Below are 21,139 nucleotides of genomic sequence, written 5' to 3' on the forward strand. Positions count from 1 at the left end.
ATATTGAGATAGCCCATTAAATTGGGCTTGGCGTTGACTTCTCACTGAGTAATGACTGGCTGAACAGACTGGCTAACAAGGCGAGTACGCCGGCAGCAACGGCGATCCAGGCGACGTGAGCGGCTCCTGCCTGATCAGACAGTTGCCCGCCTACCGATACCCCTAAGGAAAACCCCAGCCATCCGGCACTGGACAACCAGGAGAACCCTTCAGACAGGCACCCTTTCGGGGTTAGGGATTCCAAAAGGTTACTGCAAGTGATTAATAGCGGCGCCACCGATATACCGGCTATAAACGCAGAGATGCCCATAATGATGGGGGCATTGGTGAACACGAGAGGAAGCGTCCCTGCACACAACGTAGCGGAAGTGATAAGCAGTAACCGTGGTTGCGGTATAGACCAGTTCATCGCACCATAACAGATGCCACCCACCAGACTACCCGCTGCACAAAGCGACAACAGCACGCCGGCCAGAGTGGGATTGCCCGCCTCTTTTGCAAAGGCAATCATCATGACGTCGATAGCACCGAGGAAGATGCCCACTGCGGCATAGGAAATCATCAGCCGACGAACCCACGCCATGCTAATGGCCTTGCGGGTATTTTTATCGGTTTTCTGCACAATAACGGGCTCTGAACGCCGATGCAGCACCAGTGCCATAGAACCACTGAACGTAAGTATGGCGCACAAGATCAAACCTGCGGCAGGGTGTAACACGGTTGCTAAAACAATGGCTATTAGCGGCCCCAATAAGAAAATAATTTCATCGAGAACCGTCTCTAATGCATACGCCGTTCGTAATGCCTCATCGGTAACCATCGACGCCCAACGCGTCCGAATAAATCCATCAACCGGTACGGATGAACAACCAATACAAATAGCCGCAGCCATGATCGCCCATAGATGTGCGTTGAATAGCACTAAGACGATAAGTAGCGCTATTGCAATGACATGACAGCAGCTGGTGGTAATAAGGACCTTTCGCTGACTTATTTGGTCAGCAAATCGACCCAAAACGGGACTGGCTAACGCTTGTGTAATCATTAGCGTTCCAGCGACAGTGCCTGCGATCCACAGCGAGTTAGTGGTTGCAGAAATTAACATGATGCAGCTAATAGAGCGCATCGCCACAGGAAATCGAACGAGCAGACCAAATAATGAAAGCGTAGCATGTCCAGGTCCGGACAGTAATCTAGTATAGGAAGCAAAACTGAATGTAGACTCAAGGTCTTTTGTTTCCATAAAGGACTCTCGTTAATAAAATTAGGTATACGCCAGCGACCAGATATATCAATTAAAATATATCCAATCACTTATCATAAGATGCGTACAACGCGGAAAATCATTAATTTATAAGATTCACATTACCGCTGGCGTGTAATTAGCACTCAGAATTAACCCCACTTTACCTACAGCGTAGGCAGCTTAGTATTTTTAATATTCACAGCATCGTGATTGATAATGATTCATGCCCCTCTTGGAAAATTAGAAAATCAAATAAGAACATTTAATAAGATGGGCATTAAGAATTAGCAACGCTAATCAATATTTACAAGAGCATTTTTGCATCACAATACTGCATTTATGCATTGTGATTAAAATACAATAGGTTACCTTATGATTCATGTGAAAATATAATTCCTGGTTAGCCTATAACACCATTTACTCCAAAATCTGTTGGGTGGCCTCGTTTGCATCACGGCACCGGAGAAAACTGTGCCGTAATCGACAGTTTTCTTATCTATTGAAGCCAAGTATTGGTACTGCGCTTTACTTATGATGAAGGTTTAGCATGCTGGGACATTGACCCAGATATTTCACATTTCACAAGGAGAAAAGCATGGCTACAGGCATTGGCGGTTGCACGCCGCAAGACGCCCTGGAACAGTTGCAACCGTTAACGGACAATCCGCCTGACATTGCCGCCAGTGAGTACCGACAACGCATTCAACAAGCACAACACCTGATGCGCCAAAACGGCATTGACGCCTGCTACATCAATGCGGGTAGCAATTTGCTCTATTTTACCGGGACCCATTGGTCGCCCAGCGAGCGCATGGTGGGCGCAGTGATCCCAGCTGAAGGGGAAGTCGCCTATATTGTGCCCTGGTTTGAAATCGGTACGTTCAAAGACGCGCAAGTTGTTGAGGCCGAGATATTCAGTTGGCACGAAGAGGAAGACCCCTATCAGCTGTTCTTCACTGTTCTGGCTTCTCGTGGGCTGGCTGGCCACGGTCGTCAGTACAAAATAGCCATTTGCGAAACCGCGTCAGTGACACTGTTCCTTGGTTTGCAGCAGCATGCAGGCAACATGAGCTTGATCAGCTCACAGCCTATCACCGGGCACTGCCGTAGCCGTAAATCGGCAACGGAAATCGCACTGATGCAGACGGCCAATAACATTACGTTGCGTGTACAGCAGGCCGCAGCAAGTATATTGCGTCCAGGTCTCACCGCCAGAGAGCTGGTCGATTTCGTCGATAAAGCCCATCGTAAAATGGGCACATCAGGGTCTTACTTTTGTATTGCGCTATTTGGATCGGATAGTGCGTTCCCGCACGGTGTGAAAGAGCCTAAGCCGTTGCAGCACAACGATGTCGTGCTGCTCGATACCGGTTGCCGCTACAAAGATTATTTGTCTGATATTACCCGCACCTATGTGTACGGTGACGCCAGCGAGCGGCAACGTTTCGCGTGGCAAGCCGAACATGAAGCGCAGGCCGCGGCGTTTGCGGTTATCGCACCGGGTGTGCCCTGCCATAAAGTGGATGATGCTGCGCGCGAAGTGCTGGTCTCTCATGGCTTCGGGCCAGATTATCAGTTGCCGGGCTTGCCACATCGTACCGGACACGGTATTGGGCTGGACATTCATGAAGCCCCCTATCTGATCCGTAAACACGCGCAGCCGCTCGATGTCGGCATGTGTGCCAGCATCGAACCCATGTTATGCCTGCCGGGTGAGTTCGGTATTCGCCTTGAGGACCATTTTTACGTCACTGAGAACGGAGCTCGCTGGTTTACCCCACCAGCAAAATCCATTGACGATCCTTTCGATATAGCCCCCTGAAAGCACATCCGGGCGGTGCTACCGCTCGGATTTATACATCGAGGAAAACAACCGATAAACACCGAACGTGGATAAGAGGTCACACATCCCCCTGGGGCCTCATTGCATCACCACAGATGCCCACGATCAAACTGCGGTTAATCGGTTGGCGTAAACGTGAAAATAGATTAGTTTTAAGCTCTGACTTTCTAATGCACCGGATGCTATGACTACCCAAACGCAACAACCTCAGGCTGTTTTCAGCCCTGTTACTCGCCATGCGATCTTCCTGGTCGCAACATTATCGACACAGCCAGCACACCCCGCGACAGTACGTGGTTGGTGCGCCGATATCAGTGGCGTGATCCGTTCCGTCGGTAAAAGATCCCCAGCAGGTAACTTAACCTGCGTCTGCGGATTTGGTTCTACAGCCTGGGATCGGCTATTTGGTCAGCCACGTCCGTCACAACTCCATCCTTTTCGCGAAATAGGCTCCGGTGCCCGCATTGCCGTTTCCACACCCGGCGATATTCTGTTGCATATCCGTGCCGATGAGATGGATCTGTGCTTTGAACTCGCAACCCAGTTAATGAACAAACTCGGCGATGCCGTAACGGTCATTGAGGAAGTTCACGGTTTCCGATATTTCGATCAACGGGCAATGATTGGCTTTGTCGACGGCACAGAAAACCCTGAGGGACATGAAGCCTTCGACTACACGGTGATTGGCAACGAAGACGCCGCGTTTTCTGGCGGTAGCTACGTGTTGGTACAAAAATACCTGCATGATATGAAGGGCTGGAATTCACTGACCGTTGAAACGCAAGAGAACATTATTGGTCGTCACAAACAATCCAATATTGAGCTGGATGAAGACGTCAAACCTTCATCATCTCACAGTTCGTTGACCACACTGGTGGATGAGAATGGCGATGAAGTCAAAATCTTGCGTGACAATATGCCCTTTGGTAAACCCGGCATGGGCGAGTTTGGCACTTACTTTATTGGCTACGCGCGTTCCCCTCAACCTATCGAACAAATGCTGGAAAACATGTTTGTTGGCCGCCCGGCAGGCAACTATGATCGCCTGCTTGATTTCAGCCACGCGGTCACCGGCAGCCTGTTCTTTGTACCCTCGGCGACCTTGCTAGAAGACTTGGCCGAACGCAATGCCCCAGAAGGAGTGCCTCAGTAACCGCCCCACGGCCTTATTTTGTTTACAGCAGCAGCGCCAGTTCCATTGCCGTGCGCTGCAACTGTGGCAATACCCGCTCACGCAATTCAGCCGACGATATTTGCGAGGCGTTGACGCCCACGTTCATCGCCGCCACGACCCCACCTTTACGTGAATGCATGGGCACCGCGATCGAACGCAAGCCTATCTCCAATTGCTGATCATTGATGGCATAACCCTGTCGGCGCACTTTCGCCAACTGTTCACGCAGTTGCTGTGCATTGGTCACGGTGAACTCGGTCAGCGGTTCGAAGTTCACTCGCGACAGATAATCTTCCAATTGCTCTTCATTCAGCGCGCTAAGAAGCACCAACCCCATGGACGTCGCGTAGGCGGGCAAACGGCTGCCCCGACCCAGATCGATTGTCATGATGCGCTTAACCGATGCACGGGCGATATAGAGGATATTGTCACCGTCCAGCGTCGCTACCGAGCAAGATTCGTTTAGCAGTTTACTGAGGTAATCCAACGAATTTTGCGCGGCTTTCGCCAATTCGGACGAGGAAAGATAGGCATGACCAATGGTCAGCACCCTTGGCAGCAGCCGGTAATGGCGGCCATCGGGGCAATGCACAAAACCCAAAGCACGCAGGGTGTACAGACATCGACGCACCGCTGCACGCGGAATACCGGTGATTTGACTGATTTGAGAAACAGACATTTGTGAATACTGTGGCTGAAAAGCCTGCAGTACCTCCAACCCTCTGGCCAATGAGGCCATAAAATTAGGGTCCCCTTTGTATTGATCGTTGCTTAAATCACTGATTTCCTGCAAACGACGCAATTCTCCAGCGCCAAATTCCGACACGTCACTCATCCTGATCTCCCATTCAATCAACCTGCCTATTATATACCCGTCGCCTTTCACGTTGCAGCGCTGTTACCGGCGTTCGTTCACTCCAGCCACTGACGAAAACCCCGAGCCCGGTGTCAGTGAGTGATTTAGCTACCTGCATCACAAAATTCATCGCCAACTTATCAATGTTTCGATAATCGCACAATGAACTGATATTCGCACTTGCTGCTTAATTTTTCATCCCATAAATTGATTTCAGACCCCTTAATACGGCGCTGACAGATTCTCAGCATACCGAGGAGAGCAAATGATCGATAAAAGTGTGGCATCCGCAGACGCCGCTGTCGCTGATATCCCTGACGGCACAACCATTATGGTCGGTGGTTTTGGCCCTGCCGGTCAGCCTTATGCGCTGTTGGATGCGCTGATTCGTCATCGTCCGCGCGATCTGACGTTGATCAGCAATAACGCCGGCAACGGGGATTTTGGCCTGGCAGCGCTGCTGAAGGCCGGCTGCGTCCGTAAGGTGATCTGCTCATTCCCACGTCAGTCCGACTCTTGGGTATTTGACGATTTATACCGCCGTGGCGAATTGGAGCTCGAGTTGATCCCTCAGGGTAATCTGGCGGCACGCATTCAGGCTGCCGGCGCTGGGCTCGGTGGTTTTTATACCCCAACAGGCTATGGCACCGAACTGGCACAGGGTAAGGAAACCCGCGAAATTGACGGTCGGCACTATGTATTTGAACTGCCGCTGAAGGCCGACTTTGCGCTGATCAAGGCTGACAGGGCCGATCGTTGGGGCAACCTGCTGTACTACAAAACCGGGCGAAACTTCGGGCCGATTATGGCGATGGCCGCCGCCTGCACAATTGCCGAGGTCAATCGGATGGTGCCACTGGGTGAATTGGATCCCGAAAACATTATTACGCCAGGGATTTTCGTCCAGCGCCTGGTGACCACACCTGACCACTCTGCGCAGTTGTCGGCTTAAGGAACACTCCCATGAACAAACTCACTCATCAGCAATTGGCCGAACGCATTGCCCGTGACATTCCTGAAGGTGCCTATGTGAACCTTGGCATCGGTATTCCGACGCAAATCGCCAACTACCTGCCCGCAGACAAGGAGATCTTCCTGCACAGCGAAAACGGCATTCTCGGTATGGGTCCGGCCCCAGCGGAGGGCCAGGAGGATCCCGAGCTGATCAACGCCGGTAAACAACCCGTCACTCTTTTGAAAGGTGGCTGTTTTTTCCATCACGGTGATTCTTTCGCCATGATGCGTGGCGGTCATCTGGACATCTGCGTGCTAGGTGCTTATCAGGTTTCTGAACGTGGCGATTTGGCTAACTGGAGCACCGGCGCTCCGGGCGCTATCCCAGCGGTCGGCGGTGCGATGGATTTGGCAATTGGCGCGCGTCAGGTGTTTGTGATGACCGAACACCTGACTAAAAAAGGCGAATGCAAAATTGTCCGTCATTGTACCTATCCCCTCACCGGTGTCGGTTGCATCGATCGCATCTACAGCGATCTGGCGGTGATTGACGTCACGCCTCAGGGTCTGGTGGTGCGCGAAATTTTCGGCGGGTTAAGCCCGCGTCAATTACAGGACGTCACCCCGGTCGAATTGACCTTTGATTTGCAGCACGGAGAACAACCACATGCATCCAGCCTATCTGTGTGACGCGGTTCGCACGCCTTTTGGCCGATTGAATGGCAGCCTGGCCACCGTCCGCGCTGACGATCTGGCCGCCTTGCCGTTGAAAGCACTGCTGGCGCGTCACCCCCAGCTTGACTGGACCGCCGTGGACGACGTTCTGCTCGGTTGCGCCAATCAGGCAGGAGAAGACAACCGCAACGTAGCGCGTATGGCGTTGTTGCTGGCAGGCCTGCCGGTACAAATACCTGGCTGTACTCTGAACCGTTTGTGCGGTTCCAGTCTGGATGCGGTCGCGATGGCGGCTCGCGCGATCAAAACCGGTGAAAGCGAACTGATGATCGCCGGTGGTGTGGAGAGTATGTCCCGCGCCCCTTACGTGATGGGCAAGGCAGAAAGCGCCTTCAGCCGGGCGATGAAAATAGAAGACACCACTATGGGGTGGCGATTTATCAACCCGCAGATGCAAGCGCTGTACGGCGTAGATTCCATGCCGCAAACCGCCGAAAACGTCGCCCGGCAGTTCAGTGTCAACCGCGCAGACCAAGATGCCTTTGCACTACGCAGTCAGCAGCGTACCGCTGCCGCGCAGGAGAGTGGTTTTTACGCCGACCAACTCATCGAGGTCAGCATCGCACAGAAGAAAGGCGAGCCACTGCTGTTTTGCCAAGACGAACATCCACGTGCCACGACGCCAGAGGCGTTAGCAAAACTGAAACCCGTGGTAAATCCACAAGGCACGGTCACTGCCGGTAATGCCTCTGGGTTGAACGACGGCGCATGCGCCCTGCTGTTGGCTAGCGAAAACGCACTGGTTCGCCACAGTCTGCAACCGATGGCACGTATTGTCGCCAGCGCAGTGACCGGCATTGAGCCGTCGATCATGGGCTTTGCGCCAGCCGAGGCTGTACGCAAAGTGCTGAAAATTTCCGGACTCCGTCTTGATCACATGGACGTGATTGAACTTAACGAAGCCTTTGCGGCGCAAGCGCTGGCGGTGACCCGCGAACTGGGGTTGAGCGATGACGCTGCACAGGTGAATCCCAACGGCGGCGCGATCGCCCTCGGACACCCGCTGGGTGCCTCCGGCGGCAGATTGGTGATGAACGCGGCCTGGCAATTACAAAAAACACGCGGTCGCTACGGGTTATGCACCATGTGCATCGGCGTCGGCCAGGGTATCGCCCTCATCATCGAACGGGTGTGAAACGGGGAAAGAACATGGATATCGATTATCGCCTCGATGGCCGCGCCGATGCGCCGTTGTTAGTACTGTCCAACTCGCTCGGCACGACCTTTGACATGTGGCAGGCACAGTTGCCCGTGCTGAGCGAACATTTTCAGGTATTGCGCTATAACCAGCGCGGACACGGCGCCACACCGCTGCCGGCAACGTCGCTGCAACTTGCAACGCTGGGCCAGGATGTGATCGCTCTTCTCGACCATTTAGGGATCAAAAAAGCCCACTTTTGTGGCATTTCGATGGGTGGCCTGACCGGGTTATGGCTCAACCGTTATCACCCGCAACGCATCAACCGATTAGTGGTTGCCAATACTGCCGCGCGTATTGGCAGCCCCGAAGGCTGGCAGCAGCGAGCACAGCAAGTGCGTAACGCAGGGCTCGCGCCGATCGCGGCGGCATCGCCGGCTCGCTGGTTCAGCGAGGCCTTTTTACAGCAACAGCCCGAACAGGTTGCCCCGCTGGTCGCCGGGCTAGCAGCCGGTAATGCCGAGGGTTACACCGCCTGCTGTGATGCATTGGCGCTAGCAGATCTACGCACCGAAGTCGCCTTGATGACACGGCCAATGCGGGTGATTGCCGGCGAACAAGATCCGGTCACTACGGTTGCGGACGCCGAATTTTTAGTGGTTAACGCCCCACGGGCTGAACTGCACTGTCTGCCAGCATCACACATTTCCAATATTGCCTGCCCGGACCTCTTCAACCGCAGCGTTGTCGAGTTCTTGACTGAGAAGGAATAGCGTATGGAACTTCATATTGAACGCATCGACAGTTGGCTAGTCGATATCCCGACCATCCGCCCACACAAGCTGTCCATGGCGACCATGGGTTGTCAGACGCTGACGCTACTGCGCCTCACCTGCGCCGATGGCCTGACCGGCTGGGGCGAAGCCACCACCATCGGCGGACTGAGCTATGGCCCAGAAAGCCCAGAAGGGATCAAGTCGGCGATCGACAGCTATCTGGCACCGTTGTTGCGCGGAAAAAGCTTCAATGGGCTAGCGCCGCTGGTCGCACTGATGAATGCCCACGTCAAGGGCAACACCTTTGCCAAATCAGCGCTGGAAACCGCCTTTCTCGATGCGCAGGGTAAACGCCTTGGCTTGCCCATCAGCACCCTGCTCGGTGGTGCGCTGAGCAACACTTTGCCGGTGTTGTGGACGCTGGCGAGTGGCGATACACAAAAGGACATCGCCGAAGGGCAAAAGCTATTGGCGGAAGGACGGCATAACGCCTTCAAGCTGAAGATCGGTGCCCGATCACTGGCGGATGATCTGCGGCACACCCAAGCGATTAAACAAGCCATGGGGCCCGAGGTCAGCATTCGCGTGGACGTTAATCAAGCCTGGGACGCGGGTACTGCAGTACGTGGGATGGCAGCACTGCAAGACATGGGGATCGATCTGGTTGAACAACCTGTGGCGCTGTGGGACCGAACCGCACTCACTCAACTTAGCCAGCGCTTTACTCTGCCGATTTTGGCCGATGAGGCAGTCGCCGACGCTCACGACGGCTATGCCTTGGCGGCCGGTGGTTTTACCGGTGCCTATGCGCTGAAAATCGCGAAAGCGGGCGGACCGGCACAGGCATTGAAGTTGGCGCAAGTGGCGCAGGCTGCCGGCATTACACTTTACGGCGGTACCATGCTGGAAGGCACGTTGGGCACCGTAGCGTCACTGCATGCCTGGTCAACGCTGAACCTGGACTGGGGCAGTGAGATGTTCGGCCCACTGCTGCTGAAAGACGACGTCGTTTCTACACCGCTCACCTTCGCTAACGGCCAGGTCCGCTTGCCGTCCGGCCCTGGATTGGGGATAGACGTTGATGAAGACAAGCTGCAATTTTACCTGCGTAAATAAACGGGGAACATCGCTATGCTATTTAAAGTAGAAATGATCGTGAAACTGCCCATCGATATGCCAAAAAGTGTTGCCGATGACATTAAGTCGCGTGAAAAAATATATTCTCAGGAATTACAGTTATCCGGTAAATGGCGGCATATTTGGCGCATAGCCGGCAGTTACGCCAACATCAGTATTTTCGATGTGGAAAGTAACGCTGAGCTGCACGATATATTATCCGCCCTACCACTCTACCCTTATATGGATATTCGTGTTGATGCCTTGTGCAGGCATCCTTCATCTATTCGCGACAACGACAAATAAAAAACGGGACAACACCCAAATAAATTATCCGTTAACGGTGGTTATTCTCATACCCTACATAATAAGCAATGAGGAATTCGCAATGTCTATTTCCTTCGATCAGCATCAAGACGTCATTAAATTACTGGAAATCAGCAGCGGCTTTACCAGCGAAGGCGGCGATCCGCGCTTCAAAAAAATCATCCATCAATTGCTGGGCGACATCTGCCGGTTGATTGAGCAGTACGACATCACGCCAGAGGAGTTCTGGCAGGCGGTAAATTATCTGCATACGCTGGGTGGCCGTCAGGAAGCGGCGCTGCTGGCGGCAGGCTTGGGACTGGAACACTATCTTGACCTGCGTGATGATCAGCGTGAACAGGCACAAGGGTTAACGGGTGGCACACCGCGCACCATTGAAGGGCCTTTATACGTCGCCAATGCGCCACTGAGCGAAGGCTTTGCACGTATGGATGACGGGGCCGATGCTGGTGAAGTGATGTGGTTGCATGGCCAAGTCAATGACGCCAACGGCAAGCCGCTGGCTGATGCGGTAGTGGATATCTGGCACGCCAATACGCTGGGGAATTATTCATTCTTCGACAAGTCACAAAGCACCTTTAACCTGCGCCGCCGGGTAAAAACCGACGCCAAAGGGCGTTATGCCGTGCGCAGTATTTTGCCTTCCGGTTACGGCTGCCCACCCGATGGCCCAACGCAGGCGTTACTTAACAGGCTAGGACGCCACGGTAACCGCCCGGCGCATATTCACTTCTTCGTTTCTGCACCAGGTCACAAACACCTGACCACCCAAATCAACCTCAACGGCGACCGCTATCTGTGGGACGACTTTGCTTTCGCCACCCGTGATGAGTTGATTGCCGACCCTGTGAAGATCACCGATCCGGCAGTTGCGGCGCAACGTGATCTTCCCGGTGCACATACGGAAGTCAGTTTTAATTTTAGCCTGTACCCTAGCGCCGACGATGATAATCAACAGAAAATAAAGCGAGCCCGTGCGCTGCAAGATTAATTTATTAAGATAATAACAATAATAAAAATATCAATAGCGGGTAATGGAACCACATTACCCTCTCATTAACTCTGCCCATCCTATACGAGGTCATTATTATGAACTCACAAAGCAACACGCTTTTTTCAGACCTGAAAGCAAAAATAAATAATGCGCTGGTTATAGACAAAGAAAAAGGTATCTACCAATGCAATCGCGCGATTTTTACCGATGAGTCTCTGTTTGAGCTGGAAATCAAAGCGATATTCGAAGGCAACTGGGTCTATTTGGCCCATGAAAGTCAAATAGCTGAGCCAGGCGACTATTACACGCTAACTGTGGGCCGCCAGCCGATTATCATTACCCGCGATAAAGATAACCAGTTACACGCCATGATTAACAGTTGCTCCCACCGCGGCGCGATGCTGGCTAGCCGCAAGTCGGGCAACAAAACCTCCTTTACCTGTCCATTCCACGGCTGGACCTTCAATAACGCCGGCAATTTGCTGAAAGCCAAGGATGAAAAAACCGGCGCTTACCCGCCCTGCTTCAAGCAGGCAGGTTCGCACGATCTGAAGCAGATGCCACGCTTTGAATCTTACCGCGGCTTTCTGTTCGGTAGTCTGAGTGATGAGGTCTTGCCGCTGGCGGATTATCTGGGTGACACCCGACAGGTCATTGACCTTATCGTTGATCAGGCAGAGAACGGCCTGGAAGTGCTGAAAGGAGCATCCTCCTATACCTATGACGGTAACTGGAAACTGCAGATGGAAAACGGCGCTGATGGTTATCATGTCAGCGTCGTGCACTGGAACTACGCCTCAACTATGTCACGTCGCAACTATGAGGCTAACTGCACCCAAACCGTCGATGCCAACGGTTGGTCAAAAAGCACGGGTGGCGTGTACGGTTTCGACAATGGACACATGCTGTTGTGGACCCGGGCACTCAACCCCGAAGTCAGACCAGTGTTCAAGCATTTCAGCCGTCTGAATGATCGTTTTGGTGCAACCCGCGCCGACCTGATGGTGAATGAAACCCGTAACCTGTGTCTGTATCCCAATGTCTATTTGATGGATCAATTCTCTACACAAATCCGTGTGGTTCGCCCCCTTGCTGTCGACAAGACCGAAGTGACCATCTTCTGCTTCGCGCCCAAAGGTGAAAGTGCAGAGGATCGAACGCTGCGTATCCGTCAGTACGAGGATTTCTTCAACGTCAGCGGTATGGGGACACCAGACGATCTGGAGGAGTTCCGCGCCTGCCAGCAGGGTTATAACGCCGGTAACCTTCCCTGGAGCGATATGAGTCGTGGTGCCACCCGCTGGCTGGAGGGAGCCGACGAAAATGCCCGAGCCATGTCGATCAACCCGTTATTGAGCGGCCCGCGTTCCGAAGACGAAGCGCTCTACATCAGCCACCACCATCATTGGCAACAAGCACTTCTGCGCACACTGCAAAACAGCGAACAGGCCGAGGTACTGCCATGAACAGCCTGCAACAGCGTATTGAACAGTTTTTATATCGCGAAGCGCGCCTGCTGGATGACCGGCAGTGGGAAGACTGGCTACATTGCTACAGCCCAACGGTGGAATACTGGATGCCTGCCTGGGGAGATGACGACCAACTGACGCAGGACCCACAAACGGAGATCTCACTGATTTACTACCCCAACCGTGAAGGGTTGGAAGACCGGGTCTATCGCATAAAAACCGAGCGCTCAGCCGCCAGTACGCCAGAGCCACGTACCATACATCAGATCAGCAACGTTGAACTGCTGGACGAAACACCGCAACGCGTTGCGGTACGTTACAACTGGGCGACATTTAGCCACCGTTATCAGAAAACCGATGTGTTCTTCGGCACCAGCCGCTGCCTGATCGCCTTAGACGGTGAACAGCCGCAGATCTTGCGTAAAACCATACGGCTCAACAACGACTATATCAGTCAGGTTATTGATATTTACCATATTTAGCTGTCCTGTGAGGTGAGTATGTCTTTTACCCTAGCCCTTAACTTTGAAGATGGTGTCAGCCGTTTCATTCAATGTAACCCTAATGAAAAGGTGCTCGACGCCGCCTACCGGCAAAAAATCAACCTGCCGATGGACTGCTCAGACGGTGTGTGCGGTACATGTAAATGCCGCTGTGAACAGGGGGATTACAGCCTGGGCGATGACTATCTGGACGAAGCGCTGTCCGAACAAGAGGCGGCCCAGCGTCTGGTGCTGACCTGCCAAATGGTGCCGACTTCGGACTGTGTCATTGATGTCCCAATGGCATCAACACTGTGCAAAACCGGCAGTGAGGAATTCAATGCGACTGTCACCTCAGCCATTGCTTTATCAGACAGCGCCATCGAATTTTGCCTGACACTGAACGACGAGAACGGTATCGCTTTCCTACCTGGGCAGTACGTCAACATCGAGGTACCTGGCAGTGACGCCAGCCGTGCCTACTCATTCAGTTCACGCCCTGGCAGCCAGCAAATTTCCTTCCTCCTGCGTAACGTACCCGGCGGCATGATGAGTCGCTATCTGGCTGATAAAGCACAACCGGGTGATTCGATCCGCCTCCGCGGCCCACAGGGCAGTTTTTACCTGCGCACACCGGTCCGACCGATGCTGTTTTTGGCTGGCGGTACCGGATTAGCCCCCTTCCTATCAATGCTGGAACAGTTGGCAGCCAACGGCAACTCGCAACCTGTGCATCTGATCTACGGCGTCACCCATGATCATGATTTGGTGAAACTGGAACAGTTGGAAAGCTATCGTCAACGTTTACCGAACTTCAGCTATTTGAGCTGCGTCGCCAGCACAACCTCGCAGTGGCCGCATAAAGGGTATGTCACCCAGCATCTCGACCAAAGCCAGCTCAACAATGGCGATCTGGATGTTTACCTGTGCGGTCCACCGCCCATGGTGGAAGCAGTACTCAGCGACTTCCAACGTCGCGCCTTCACACCTGTCAGCTTTCACTATGAGAAGTTCGCCCCCAGCCAGGCCAGCTAAAGGAACTCAATATGCATAAATCACGTTTCAGCGGGAAGGTGATGGTCATCACCGGTGCCGCTCAGGGCATCGGAAAGGCTGTCGCGGAACGGGCCGCTCAGGAAGGTGCCAAGCTGGCGCTGATCGATCGTGCTCCTTACCTTACCGAGGTCGCCGCTACCCTGAGTGAACGCGGCACCGACGTCATCGCCTTACAGGCGGATCTGGAATGCTGGGAAGAAACCCGCGATGCACTGGAGCAGGTTAAACAGCATTTTGGTCAACTGGATATTCTGGTGAATAACGTTGGCGGTACCATTTGGGCACGCCCCTTTGCCGAGTATGAGCCACAGCAGATTACAGCGGAGATCCAGCGCTCGCTATTCCCGACGCTATGGGGATGCCGTGCGGCCTTGCCCCATATGTTGGCACAAGGGCATGGAGTCATTGTCAATGTCTCCTCGGTTGCAACCCGAGGCGTTAATCGCGTGCCTTACTCAGCAGCCAAAGGCGGTGTCAACGCCTTGACTCAATCGCTGGCGTTTGAATATGCCGGTGCCGGCATCCGTATCAACGCCACCGCACCAGGCGGCACCGAAGCCCCACCACGTTTAACGCCGCGCAACCACGAACCGCCGACGCCACAGGAAGAAACCTGGTATCAACAGGTGGTTGATCAGACGCTAAGCAGTAGCCTGATGCATCGCTATGGCAATGTGAGCGAACAAGCCGACGCTATCTTGTTCCTCGCCAGTGAGGAAGCCAGCTATATCAACGGCACCGTGCTACCTGTGGCCGGCGGGGATTTAGGCTAGGTATTGACTGCCCACCGGAACCGACCACATGGCTCGTCGTTGCGAGCCATGTGGTTATTTTGCTGCGATTCGTTGTCCCTGCGCATCAATGACCGGTTCGCCATCTTCTTTACTGAATGGGCCTTGCTGCGCATCCGGCAGGATATCCAGGACCACTTCCGACGGGCGACACAGCCGGGTACCGAGAGGCGTTACCACGATCGGCCGGTTAATCAGCACCGGCTGCTGTAACATAAAGTCGATCAACTGATCATCGTTCCACCCCACATCTTCCAGCTTCAACGTGTCGTAGGGTTCGACATTTTTACGCAACAAGGCGCGTACAGAAATGCCCATATCAGCAATCAGTTCAACCAGCTGTTCACGGCTGGGCGGTGTTTCCAGATATAAAATGACAACCGGTTCCACCCCACTGTTGCGGATCAGCGCTAGTGTATTGCGCGACGTGCCACAAGCCGGGTTGTGGTAAATCTTGATGTTGCTCATAACGTTCTCTCTTGGATTAAGACGAAAGCGACAGGCGCAGCGCCAAAGCGACCAACGCGACAAACAGCACCGGGAGCGTCATCACGATGCCCACGCGGAAGTAATACCCCCAGGTGATAACGATGTTTTTCTGCGACAGCACGTGCAACCACAGTAACGTAGCCAGGCTGCCAATCGGGGTGATTTTTGGCCCCAGATCGCTGCCTATCACGTTGGCATAAATCATCGCCTGTTTAATCACTCCCTCAGCGCTGCTGCCATCAATCGACAGTGCCCCCACCAACACCGTCGGCATGTTATTCATAATAGAAGACAGAAATGCGCTCAGGACACCCGTCCCCAACGTCGCTGCCCATATCCCTCGCTCTGCCAGCGCGTCAAGCACACTCGACAGCAAGTGGGTTAATCCTGCGTTGCGCAGACCGTAGACCACCAGATACATGCCCAGAGAAAAAACCACGATCTGCCAAGGAGCACCGCGCAAAACTTTTCCGGTGTCGATGACCTTCCCCCTTTTGGCTACAACCAACAGGATCAATGCGCCAATGGCGGCTACCGCGCTGACCGGCACGCCGAGCGGTTCCAGACCAAAGAAGCCAACCAACAACAATACCAATACACCCCAGCCGGCTTTAAAAGTTGGCAAATCGCGAATGGCCTCCCGCGGCCGCCTCAACAGCGCCAGGTCATAGTTCACGGGAATATCATGACGGAAGAACAGATGCAGCATCACCAACGTGGCCACGATAGCGGCAATGTTCACCGGCACCATTACAGCGGCATACTCAGTGAAACCCAGTTGGAAATAATCCGCAGAGACAATATTCACCAAATTGGATACCACCAGCGGCAAGCTTGCGGTATCGGCAATAAAGCCAGCGGCCATCACGAAGGCCAATGTGGCTCCCGGGCTGAACCCCAGCGCCAGCAGCATGGCAATCACAATCGGCGTCATAATCAGCGCCGCGCCGTCATTGGCGAACAACGCCGCCACCGCAGCCCCCAACAACACAATATAGGTGAATAACCACCGCCCTTTACCCTTACCCCAGCGTGCAACGTGCAGCGCCGCCCACTCGAAAAAACCGGATGCATCCAGCAGCAAACTGATCAGAATCACGGCGATAAAGGTAGCGGTCGCATTCCAGACAATCTGCCAGACCAGTGGAATATCACCGAGATGCACCACGCCAGTCAGCAATGCCAACACCGCCCCGAGTGAGGCGCTCCAGCCAATGCCTAACCCTTTGGGTTGCCAGATCACCAAAATGAGAGTCAGGATGAATATTGCCCCGGCCAGCACCATTACAACTCCTTAGTGGCTTACGCCAAACATATATGAAATTTCGTATATATAAAGTTAAAAAATTTTACGCTATCGACAAACAGCCCCATTCCCCGCCGCGCGTTGCACCCGTTCAGTCACCTGTTGCTGTTGGCTAAGATAAGCCTGTTCGATGATTGCTGCCGCCCATGCCGGCATATGCGGCGACAGTCGGTAATAAATCCATTTGCCTTCACGGCGATCAAGTAGCAAGCCACTTTCGCGCAACATAGCAAGGTGACGGGAAATTTTGGGTTGTGACTCAGCCAATGCACCAGACAACTCACACACGCACAGTTCACCTGCCTGGCGCAGCAAAAGCACCACAGTAAGGCGGGTTTCTTCCGACAGGTTTTTGAACAATTTCAGCGGCGTCAGTGATGTCATAAATGGGCTCCCAGAATAAGGATAATCATCATAATCCGCAGAGAAAGGATGTCAACAACACATATGAATTTTCATATGTAACTATATAGATTATTCCCTCCTTCGTATCCAGCGACAAAGCCAGGTTAAGTTTTAGCTATCGATTCTATACGCCAAAGCGACTGTTCATTATGTGCTATTCCCCTACAATCAACCTGTAACCAAAACACGTATTCTCAACGGAGGCACGATGTACAACTTCTCACGTTATCAGGCAAAAGAACTGGCGTTGGCTTATATGAGCGGCAAGAAACACGATTTATCTCCGCAGGAATTTCTGCAGCAGCTGAAAAGCAGTGAAAAATCGTTCGATTATCTGTTGAAGCACGGCAGCGAGCAGCCGCGTGAAGTGCTGGTAAAAAGTTTCTGAAAGCCAAGCCATAACCGTAATAACACGCTCCACGCCGGTGGCGAGCCATCAGGCCCGCGTATTCCCGGCTGAGCAGCAACTGGGTTATCGCTGAAGCGGGATATCCCAATAAGGTTGCTCTCCACCCAATTGCGCCAGTAGGAAGTCGACAAACGCCAATACTTTGGCTGGCAGGTATTTGCGCTGTGGGTACACGGCATAAATGGCATGCTCTGGTAGCCGGTAAGCAGGCATTAGCTCAATCAGTCGACCCTGTGCGATATCATCCCCGACAATAAAGGTCGGCATCTGGCAAATCCCCAAACCGGCGATCAACGCTTCGCGTAATGCCTCACTGTTATTCACCTGATAATTACCGCGCGGTTGAAAACGCACTGCTCCCGCAGGCCCCTCAAACTGCCATTCACTCCCGCCACGGAAATAGCTGTAAAACAAGCAATTATGCTGAGCCAACTGCTCCAGATCGGTCGGTGTGCCGCTGCGTGCCAGATAGGCGGGGGCGGCGCATAATACACTGCGGCAGGGCGCAATACGCCGGGCAATCAAGCTCGAATCAGCAAGTTGACCAATGCGAATAGCCAGATCAAATCCCCCATCGACCAGATCAACCACCTGATCATCCATCATCATATTGATCTCCATGTCCGGGCAAGCTGCCAGGAAATGGGGAATCAACGGCGCAACGTGCAAGCGGCCAAACACCATAGGCACACTGATCCGCAAACACCCTTGTGGCTGTCCTTGTAGACGGGTGACCACATCCTCTCCCTCCTGTGCCACAGCACAGGCATTACGGGCGTAGCCAAAATACTGCTCTCCCGCTTCGGTAAGGCTCAGGCTACGCGTGGTGCGCTGCAGCAATTGTACGCCCAGCGAACTCTCCAACTGGGCGATGCGTTTGCTGACCGCTGATTTTGTGATGCCTAACCGCCGGGCCGCCGCTGAAAAGCTTTCGCATTCGACAACCGCCACAAATATGGGGATCGCCGCAAAGTTATCATGCATTTATCGTCAACTTTTACTCAACAATGAGTTTCCATTTTAATAGATTATGCCAAAAACGAAAACAATATAGCCTATGTGTCAACCCAAGACAGGATTTGACACGATGATACGCGAACGTTTTTCCCACCCTCTGCTGGCACTGGCCGCTGGCGCATTATTGGCCCTAATGATTGGCATAAATAGCCTGTTAGCCAGCTATAACTCCCCACTGTTTGCTTCATGGGTGGCGCACGGCATTGGCGCGATCACCGCCTGGCTGCTATTGCTCCTGCTACGCCGTCGCACCCCGACATCTGCACCTTCAATGCTGCCTGCGAGTATTCCCCGTTGGGCTTATTTGGGGGGAATTCCCGGTGCCCTGACAGTGGTATTAGCCGCCATTACCGTCAATAGCCCTTTAGCACTCTCCGGCAGCCTTGCGCTTATGCTCACCGGCCAGGTTTTATTTGGCATGGTGTCCGACAGCTGTGGCTGGTTTGGCGTGATTAAACGCCGACTCAGCATTAACGATATTATTGCCACGCTGCTGATCCTCTCCGGCTGCGCCCTCCTCATCTTCCTGAGATAAATTTCATGTTAACCCTGGTCCTACTCGCACTGTTTAACGGCATTTGCATCAGCATCAGCCGTGCAATCAATGGTCGTCTGTCGTTAAGTCGCGGTGCTTTCCACGCTTCGCTCTGCAATCACATTGTCGGTTTTCTGTTCCTCAGCCTGCTGCTGGCAGTCATCGGCGGGTTCACTGCCAGTCCCTTTGGTCACGCACCTTGGGGCGCTTATCTTGGTGGAGTCATTGGGGCGTTGTTTGTGGCATTGAATAGCTACGTGCTACCTCGTCTCGGCACCCTACGTGCCGCATTACTGATCATTAGCGGCCAAATGCTAACGGGAGTGGTAATAGATCGTCTGCGCGACAACAGCGGCTCCGCCAGTGTGCAACTCCTTGCCATTAGCCTGATCATACTGGGCATCTATCTGGCACGAATGAAAAAACCTCTGACGACGTGGCTCTATGAATGTATGAGACCAGGCGATAAATTTCGCACCTAGGTACGAATAATTGCAATATTCGCATCTTGATACGAATTATTGACATATTCGTCTTTAGGTGCGAACTTTACTGACATCCTACCGCTTCCGAGCAAACTACATGCCCGCACAAATCAGCGTGATCACCGGCGATCTGGTCAACTCCCGGCAATTAGATACCACTAACTACATTACCGGCTTAAATGCCCTGCTTAGCCAACTGCAACAGGCTAAGCTTATTCAAGCGTTTGAAGTTTTCCGCGGTGATGCCTTTCAAGCCGTGGCTGAACCTCAGTCCGGTTTACTGCTGGCGGTCTATATCCGCATCGCACTCAAAGCAATGGATACCCGGCATTGGGACGCCCGTATCGCCGTAGGCTTGGGCGCGGGGCAGGCAAAAAATGCCGGCTATGGTAGCGCCTTTGTGAATTCGGGACAGGCGCTGGATGGCCTGATGAAAAATTGCCGGTTAGCTCTGAAAAATGACAATGACCAAACAAATGCCATTGTCAGCGATCTATTGCCAATGTTAGATCATGTTGTTAGCCGCCTTTCCCAGACCGAAGCGCGGATAGTCCAAGCACGTATATTTGCTACCACCAATCAGGAAGTGGCAGAAAAGCTGCAAAAAGCCGCCTCTACGGTCTCAGCAACGCTCAAACGCGCGGCCTACGAGGAAATCATGCGGTTTATTCACGCGATTAACAGGATCACCTGAATATGGATTTGAGTTACGTACCCTTGCTGACCTGGTTGCTGATCGCCCACGTGCTTGCAGACTTTCCGCTGCAGCCACACAGTTGGGTTGAAGATAAAATCGTTCACCGTGGGCGTTCCCGTTTCCTGTTGCTACACGCCTTACTGCACGGCGTGCTCGCTGCTTGGGTGGTTGCCGGGTTTGCGCTGCTGCATGGTGGTTTGTCTTCCCTCCAGGTCCTCACTGCATTGTTGGTTGTCGCCACCAGTCACTGGCTCATTGACCTACTGAAAGTCACCTTATTGGCACGCCTCAGTCAGGCAAGTGGGTTCCTCCTCGACCAATGTCTGCATCTGACGGTAATTGTTCTGCTGTGGCTATTCTTGGCACCCAACACGTACGGCCTGTTCACCGCACTCGGCTCTGCCCTTATCAGTTGGCAGTCTGGCCTGGTTGTATTGGCTTACCTCTTGATTTATATGCCGCTGGGTATTTTGATTGGCCAATTGCTGGCGCACTGGACACCGCAAATGCCGTCTTCTGCCAAAGCCGATAATGACTCCCTTTTACGTGCAGGCAAACAAATCGGTTATCTGGAAAGAACGCTGATCCTGACCTTTGTATTGATTGGGCAGATTCCGGCAATCGGCTTTTTGTTGGCGGCCAAATCAATTTTTCGCTTTGGCGATTTGCGGCAAAGTGATGACAAAATGCGTACTGAGTATGTACTGCTCGGTACGCTGTTTTCCTTTACGCTGACCATTATGCTCGGCCTGCTGGTGAAAAAATTGTTTTAGGGGCGCAGTGGCTGCGCCCGCGTGAATCGCGGCGAATAACTTCGCCGCGACAGAAACATCCGAGAA

General features: G+C 53.1%; 24 protein-coding genes. 18 read left to right on the plus strand and 6 right to left on the minus strand.

Going from position 1 to position 21,139, the window contains the following annotated elements; translation table 11 throughout:
* Nucleotides 1-16: 16 nt before the first annotated feature.
* Entirely contained in the window at nt 17-1,243 is a 1,227-nt protein-coding gene (locus tag SGR01S_RS03695) for an MFS transporter (protein WP_061806556.1), read from the minus strand.
* Between the two features lie 598 nt (nt 1,244-1,841).
* On the opposite strand from SGR01S_RS03695, the gene SGR01S_RS03700 reads away from it, so the two are divergent.
* A complete protein-coding gene (locus SGR01S_RS03700) occupies nt 1,842-3,068 on the plus strand; it encodes a M24 family metallopeptidase (RefSeq protein ID WP_061806557.1) in 1,227 nt (408 codons plus the stop codon).
* 205 nt (nt 3,069-3,273) lie between these two features.
* The gene (locus tag SGR01S_RS03705; protein ID WP_061806558.1) at nt 3,274-4,242 is read left to right on the plus strand and encodes a Dyp-type peroxidase; all 969 of its coding nucleotides are present in this window, start codon (nt 3,274-3,276) and stop codon (nt 4,240-4,242) included.
* A gap of 22 nt (nt 4,243-4,264) precedes the next feature.
* Here SGR01S_RS03705 and SGR01S_RS03710 read toward each other — a convergent pair whose 3' ends face one another.
* Nucleotides 4,265-5,098: an IclR family transcriptional regulator domain-containing protein gene (locus SGR01S_RS03710; RefSeq protein WP_037417363.1), complete on the minus strand. Its 834-nt coding sequence runs from the start codon at nt 5,096-5,098 to the stop codon at nt 4,265-4,267.
* A gap of 286 nt (nt 5,099-5,384) precedes the next feature.
* Between SGR01S_RS03710 and SGR01S_RS03715 the strand changes: the two genes are divergently transcribed.
* From SGR01S_RS03715 to benD, 11 genes are all read left to right on the plus strand, one after another.
* A complete protein-coding gene (locus tag SGR01S_RS03715) occupies nt 5,385-6,071 on the plus strand; it encodes a 3-oxoacid CoA-transferase subunit A (protein ID WP_061806559.1) in 687 nt (228 codons plus the stop codon).
* A gap of 11 nt (nt 6,072-6,082) precedes the next feature.
* Nucleotides 6,083-6,763, plus strand: a complete 681-nt coding sequence (locus tag SGR01S_RS03720; protein WP_037417360.1) for a 3-oxoacid CoA-transferase subunit B — start codon at nt 6,083-6,085, stop codon at nt 6,761-6,763.
* A complete protein-coding gene (gene pcaF, locus SGR01S_RS03725) occupies nt 6,741-7,943 on the plus strand; it encodes a 3-oxoadipyl-CoA thiolase (protein ID WP_061806560.1) in 1,203 nt (400 codons plus the stop codon). Before SGR01S_RS03720 ends, pcaF begins: the two co-directional genes overlap by 23 nt.
* Before the next feature lie 14 nt (nt 7,944-7,957).
* On the plus strand, nt 7,958-8,719 hold the full coding sequence (gene pcaD / locus SGR01S_RS03730) for a 3-oxoadipate enol-lactonase (protein WP_061806561.1): 762 nt from the start codon (nt 7,958-7,960) through the stop codon (nt 8,717-8,719).
* A gap of 3 nt (nt 8,720-8,722) precedes the next feature.
* Entirely contained in the window at nt 8,723-9,838 is a 1,116-nt protein-coding gene (locus SGR01S_RS03735) for a muconate cycloisomerase family protein (protein ID WP_061806562.1), read from the plus strand.
* Nucleotides 9,839-9,853: 15 nt separating this feature from the next.
* Nucleotides 9,854-10,144 (plus strand): muconolactone Delta-isomerase, encoded by a 291-nt coding sequence (gene catC / locus SGR01S_RS03740; protein ID WP_061806563.1) that lies wholly within the window; start codon nt 9,854-9,856, stop codon nt 10,142-10,144.
* Between the two features lie 82 nt (nt 10,145-10,226).
* A complete protein-coding gene (gene catA / locus SGR01S_RS03745) occupies nt 10,227-11,156 on the plus strand; it encodes a catechol 1,2-dioxygenase (protein WP_037417347.1) in 930 nt (309 codons plus the stop codon).
* Nucleotides 11,157-11,254: 98 nt separating this feature from the next.
* Nucleotides 11,255-12,625, plus strand: coding sequence for a Rieske 2Fe-2S domain-containing protein (locus SGR01S_RS03750; protein ID WP_061806564.1), 1,371 nt, complete (start codon nt 11,255-11,257; stop codon nt 12,623-12,625).
* Entirely contained in the window at nt 12,622-13,110 is a 489-nt protein-coding gene (benB, locus tag SGR01S_RS03755) for a benzoate 1,2-dioxygenase small subunit (RefSeq protein WP_061806565.1), read from the plus strand. The genes SGR01S_RS03750 and benB overlap by 4 nt, the downstream gene beginning before the upstream one ends.
* Before the next feature lie 18 nt (nt 13,111-13,128).
* Complete coding sequence (gene benC, locus SGR01S_RS03760; RefSeq protein WP_061806566.1) at nt 13,129-14,145, plus strand: benzoate 1,2-dioxygenase electron transfer component BenC; 1,017 nt, start codon at nt 13,129-13,131, stop codon at nt 14,143-14,145.
* 11 nt (nt 14,146-14,156) lie between these two features.
* Nucleotides 14,157-14,939, plus strand: a complete 783-nt coding sequence (gene benD, locus SGR01S_RS03765) for a benzoate diol dehydrogenase BenD (RefSeq protein ID WP_061806567.1) — start codon at nt 14,157-14,159, stop codon at nt 14,937-14,939.
* 54 nt (nt 14,940-14,993) lie between these two features.
* Here the strand turns inward: benD and arsC are convergent, their stop codons facing one another.
* The 3 genes from arsC to SGR01S_RS03780 all read right to left on the minus strand — a co-directional run bounded on the left by arsC (nt 14,994) and on the right by SGR01S_RS03780 (nt 17,136).
* Nucleotides 14,994-15,425 (minus strand): glutaredoxin-dependent arsenate reductase, encoded by a 432-nt coding sequence (arsC, locus tag SGR01S_RS03770; RefSeq protein ID WP_061806568.1) that lies wholly within the window; start codon nt 15,423-15,425, stop codon nt 14,994-14,996.
* 16 nt (nt 15,426-15,441) lie between these two features.
* Entirely contained in the window at nt 15,442-16,731 is a 1,290-nt protein-coding gene (locus tag SGR01S_RS03775; RefSeq protein WP_061806569.1) for an arsenic transporter, read from the minus strand.
* A gap of 69 nt (nt 16,732-16,800) precedes the next feature.
* Nucleotides 16,801-17,136, minus strand: a complete 336-nt coding sequence (locus SGR01S_RS03780; RefSeq protein ID WP_037417332.1) for a metalloregulator ArsR/SmtB family transcription factor — start codon at nt 17,134-17,136, stop codon at nt 16,801-16,803.
* 229 nt (nt 17,137-17,365) lie between these two features.
* On the opposite strand from SGR01S_RS03780, the gene SGR01S_RS03785 reads away from it, so the two are divergent.
* Entirely contained in the window at nt 17,366-17,545 is a 180-nt protein-coding gene (locus SGR01S_RS03785) for a hypothetical protein (RefSeq protein ID WP_037417329.1), read from the plus strand.
* A gap of 84 nt (nt 17,546-17,629) precedes the next feature.
* Here SGR01S_RS03785 and SGR01S_RS03790 read toward each other — a convergent pair whose 3' ends face one another.
* Complete coding sequence (locus tag SGR01S_RS03790; protein WP_061806570.1) at nt 17,630-18,550, minus strand: LysR family transcriptional regulator; 921 nt, start codon at nt 18,548-18,550, stop codon at nt 17,630-17,632.
* Between the two features lie 103 nt (nt 18,551-18,653).
* Between SGR01S_RS03790 and SGR01S_RS03795 the strand changes: the two genes are divergently transcribed.
* The 4 genes from SGR01S_RS03795 to SGR01S_RS03810 all read left to right on the plus strand — a co-directional run bounded on the left by SGR01S_RS03795 (nt 18,654) and on the right by SGR01S_RS03810 (nt 21,073).
* On the plus strand, nt 18,654-19,118 hold the full coding sequence (locus SGR01S_RS03795; protein ID WP_082797597.1) for a DMT family transporter: 465 nt from the start codon (nt 18,654-18,656) through the stop codon (nt 19,116-19,118).
* Nucleotides 19,119-19,123: 5 nt separating this feature from the next.
* Nucleotides 19,124-19,600: a DMT family transporter gene (locus SGR01S_RS03800; protein WP_037417323.1), complete on the plus strand. Its 477-nt coding sequence runs from the start codon at nt 19,124-19,126 to the stop codon at nt 19,598-19,600.
* 100 nt (nt 19,601-19,700) lie between these two features.
* Nucleotides 19,701-20,297 carry a hypothetical protein gene (locus SGR01S_RS03805; protein ID WP_037417320.1) on the plus strand — a complete coding sequence of 199 codons (597 nt, stop codon included), beginning with the start codon at nt 19,701-19,703 and terminating at the stop codon, nt 20,295-20,297.
* Nucleotides 20,298-20,299: 2 nt separating this feature from the next.
* Entirely contained in the window at nt 20,300-21,073 is a 774-nt protein-coding gene (locus tag SGR01S_RS03810; RefSeq protein ID WP_061806571.1) for a DUF3307 domain-containing protein, read from the plus strand.
* The last annotated feature ends 66 nt before the right edge of the window (nt 21,074-21,139 follow it).

This window comes from Serratia grimesii NBRC 13537, assembly GCF_001590905.1.
GTDB lineage: Bacteria > Pseudomonadota > Gammaproteobacteria > Enterobacterales > Enterobacteriaceae > Serratia > Serratia grimesii.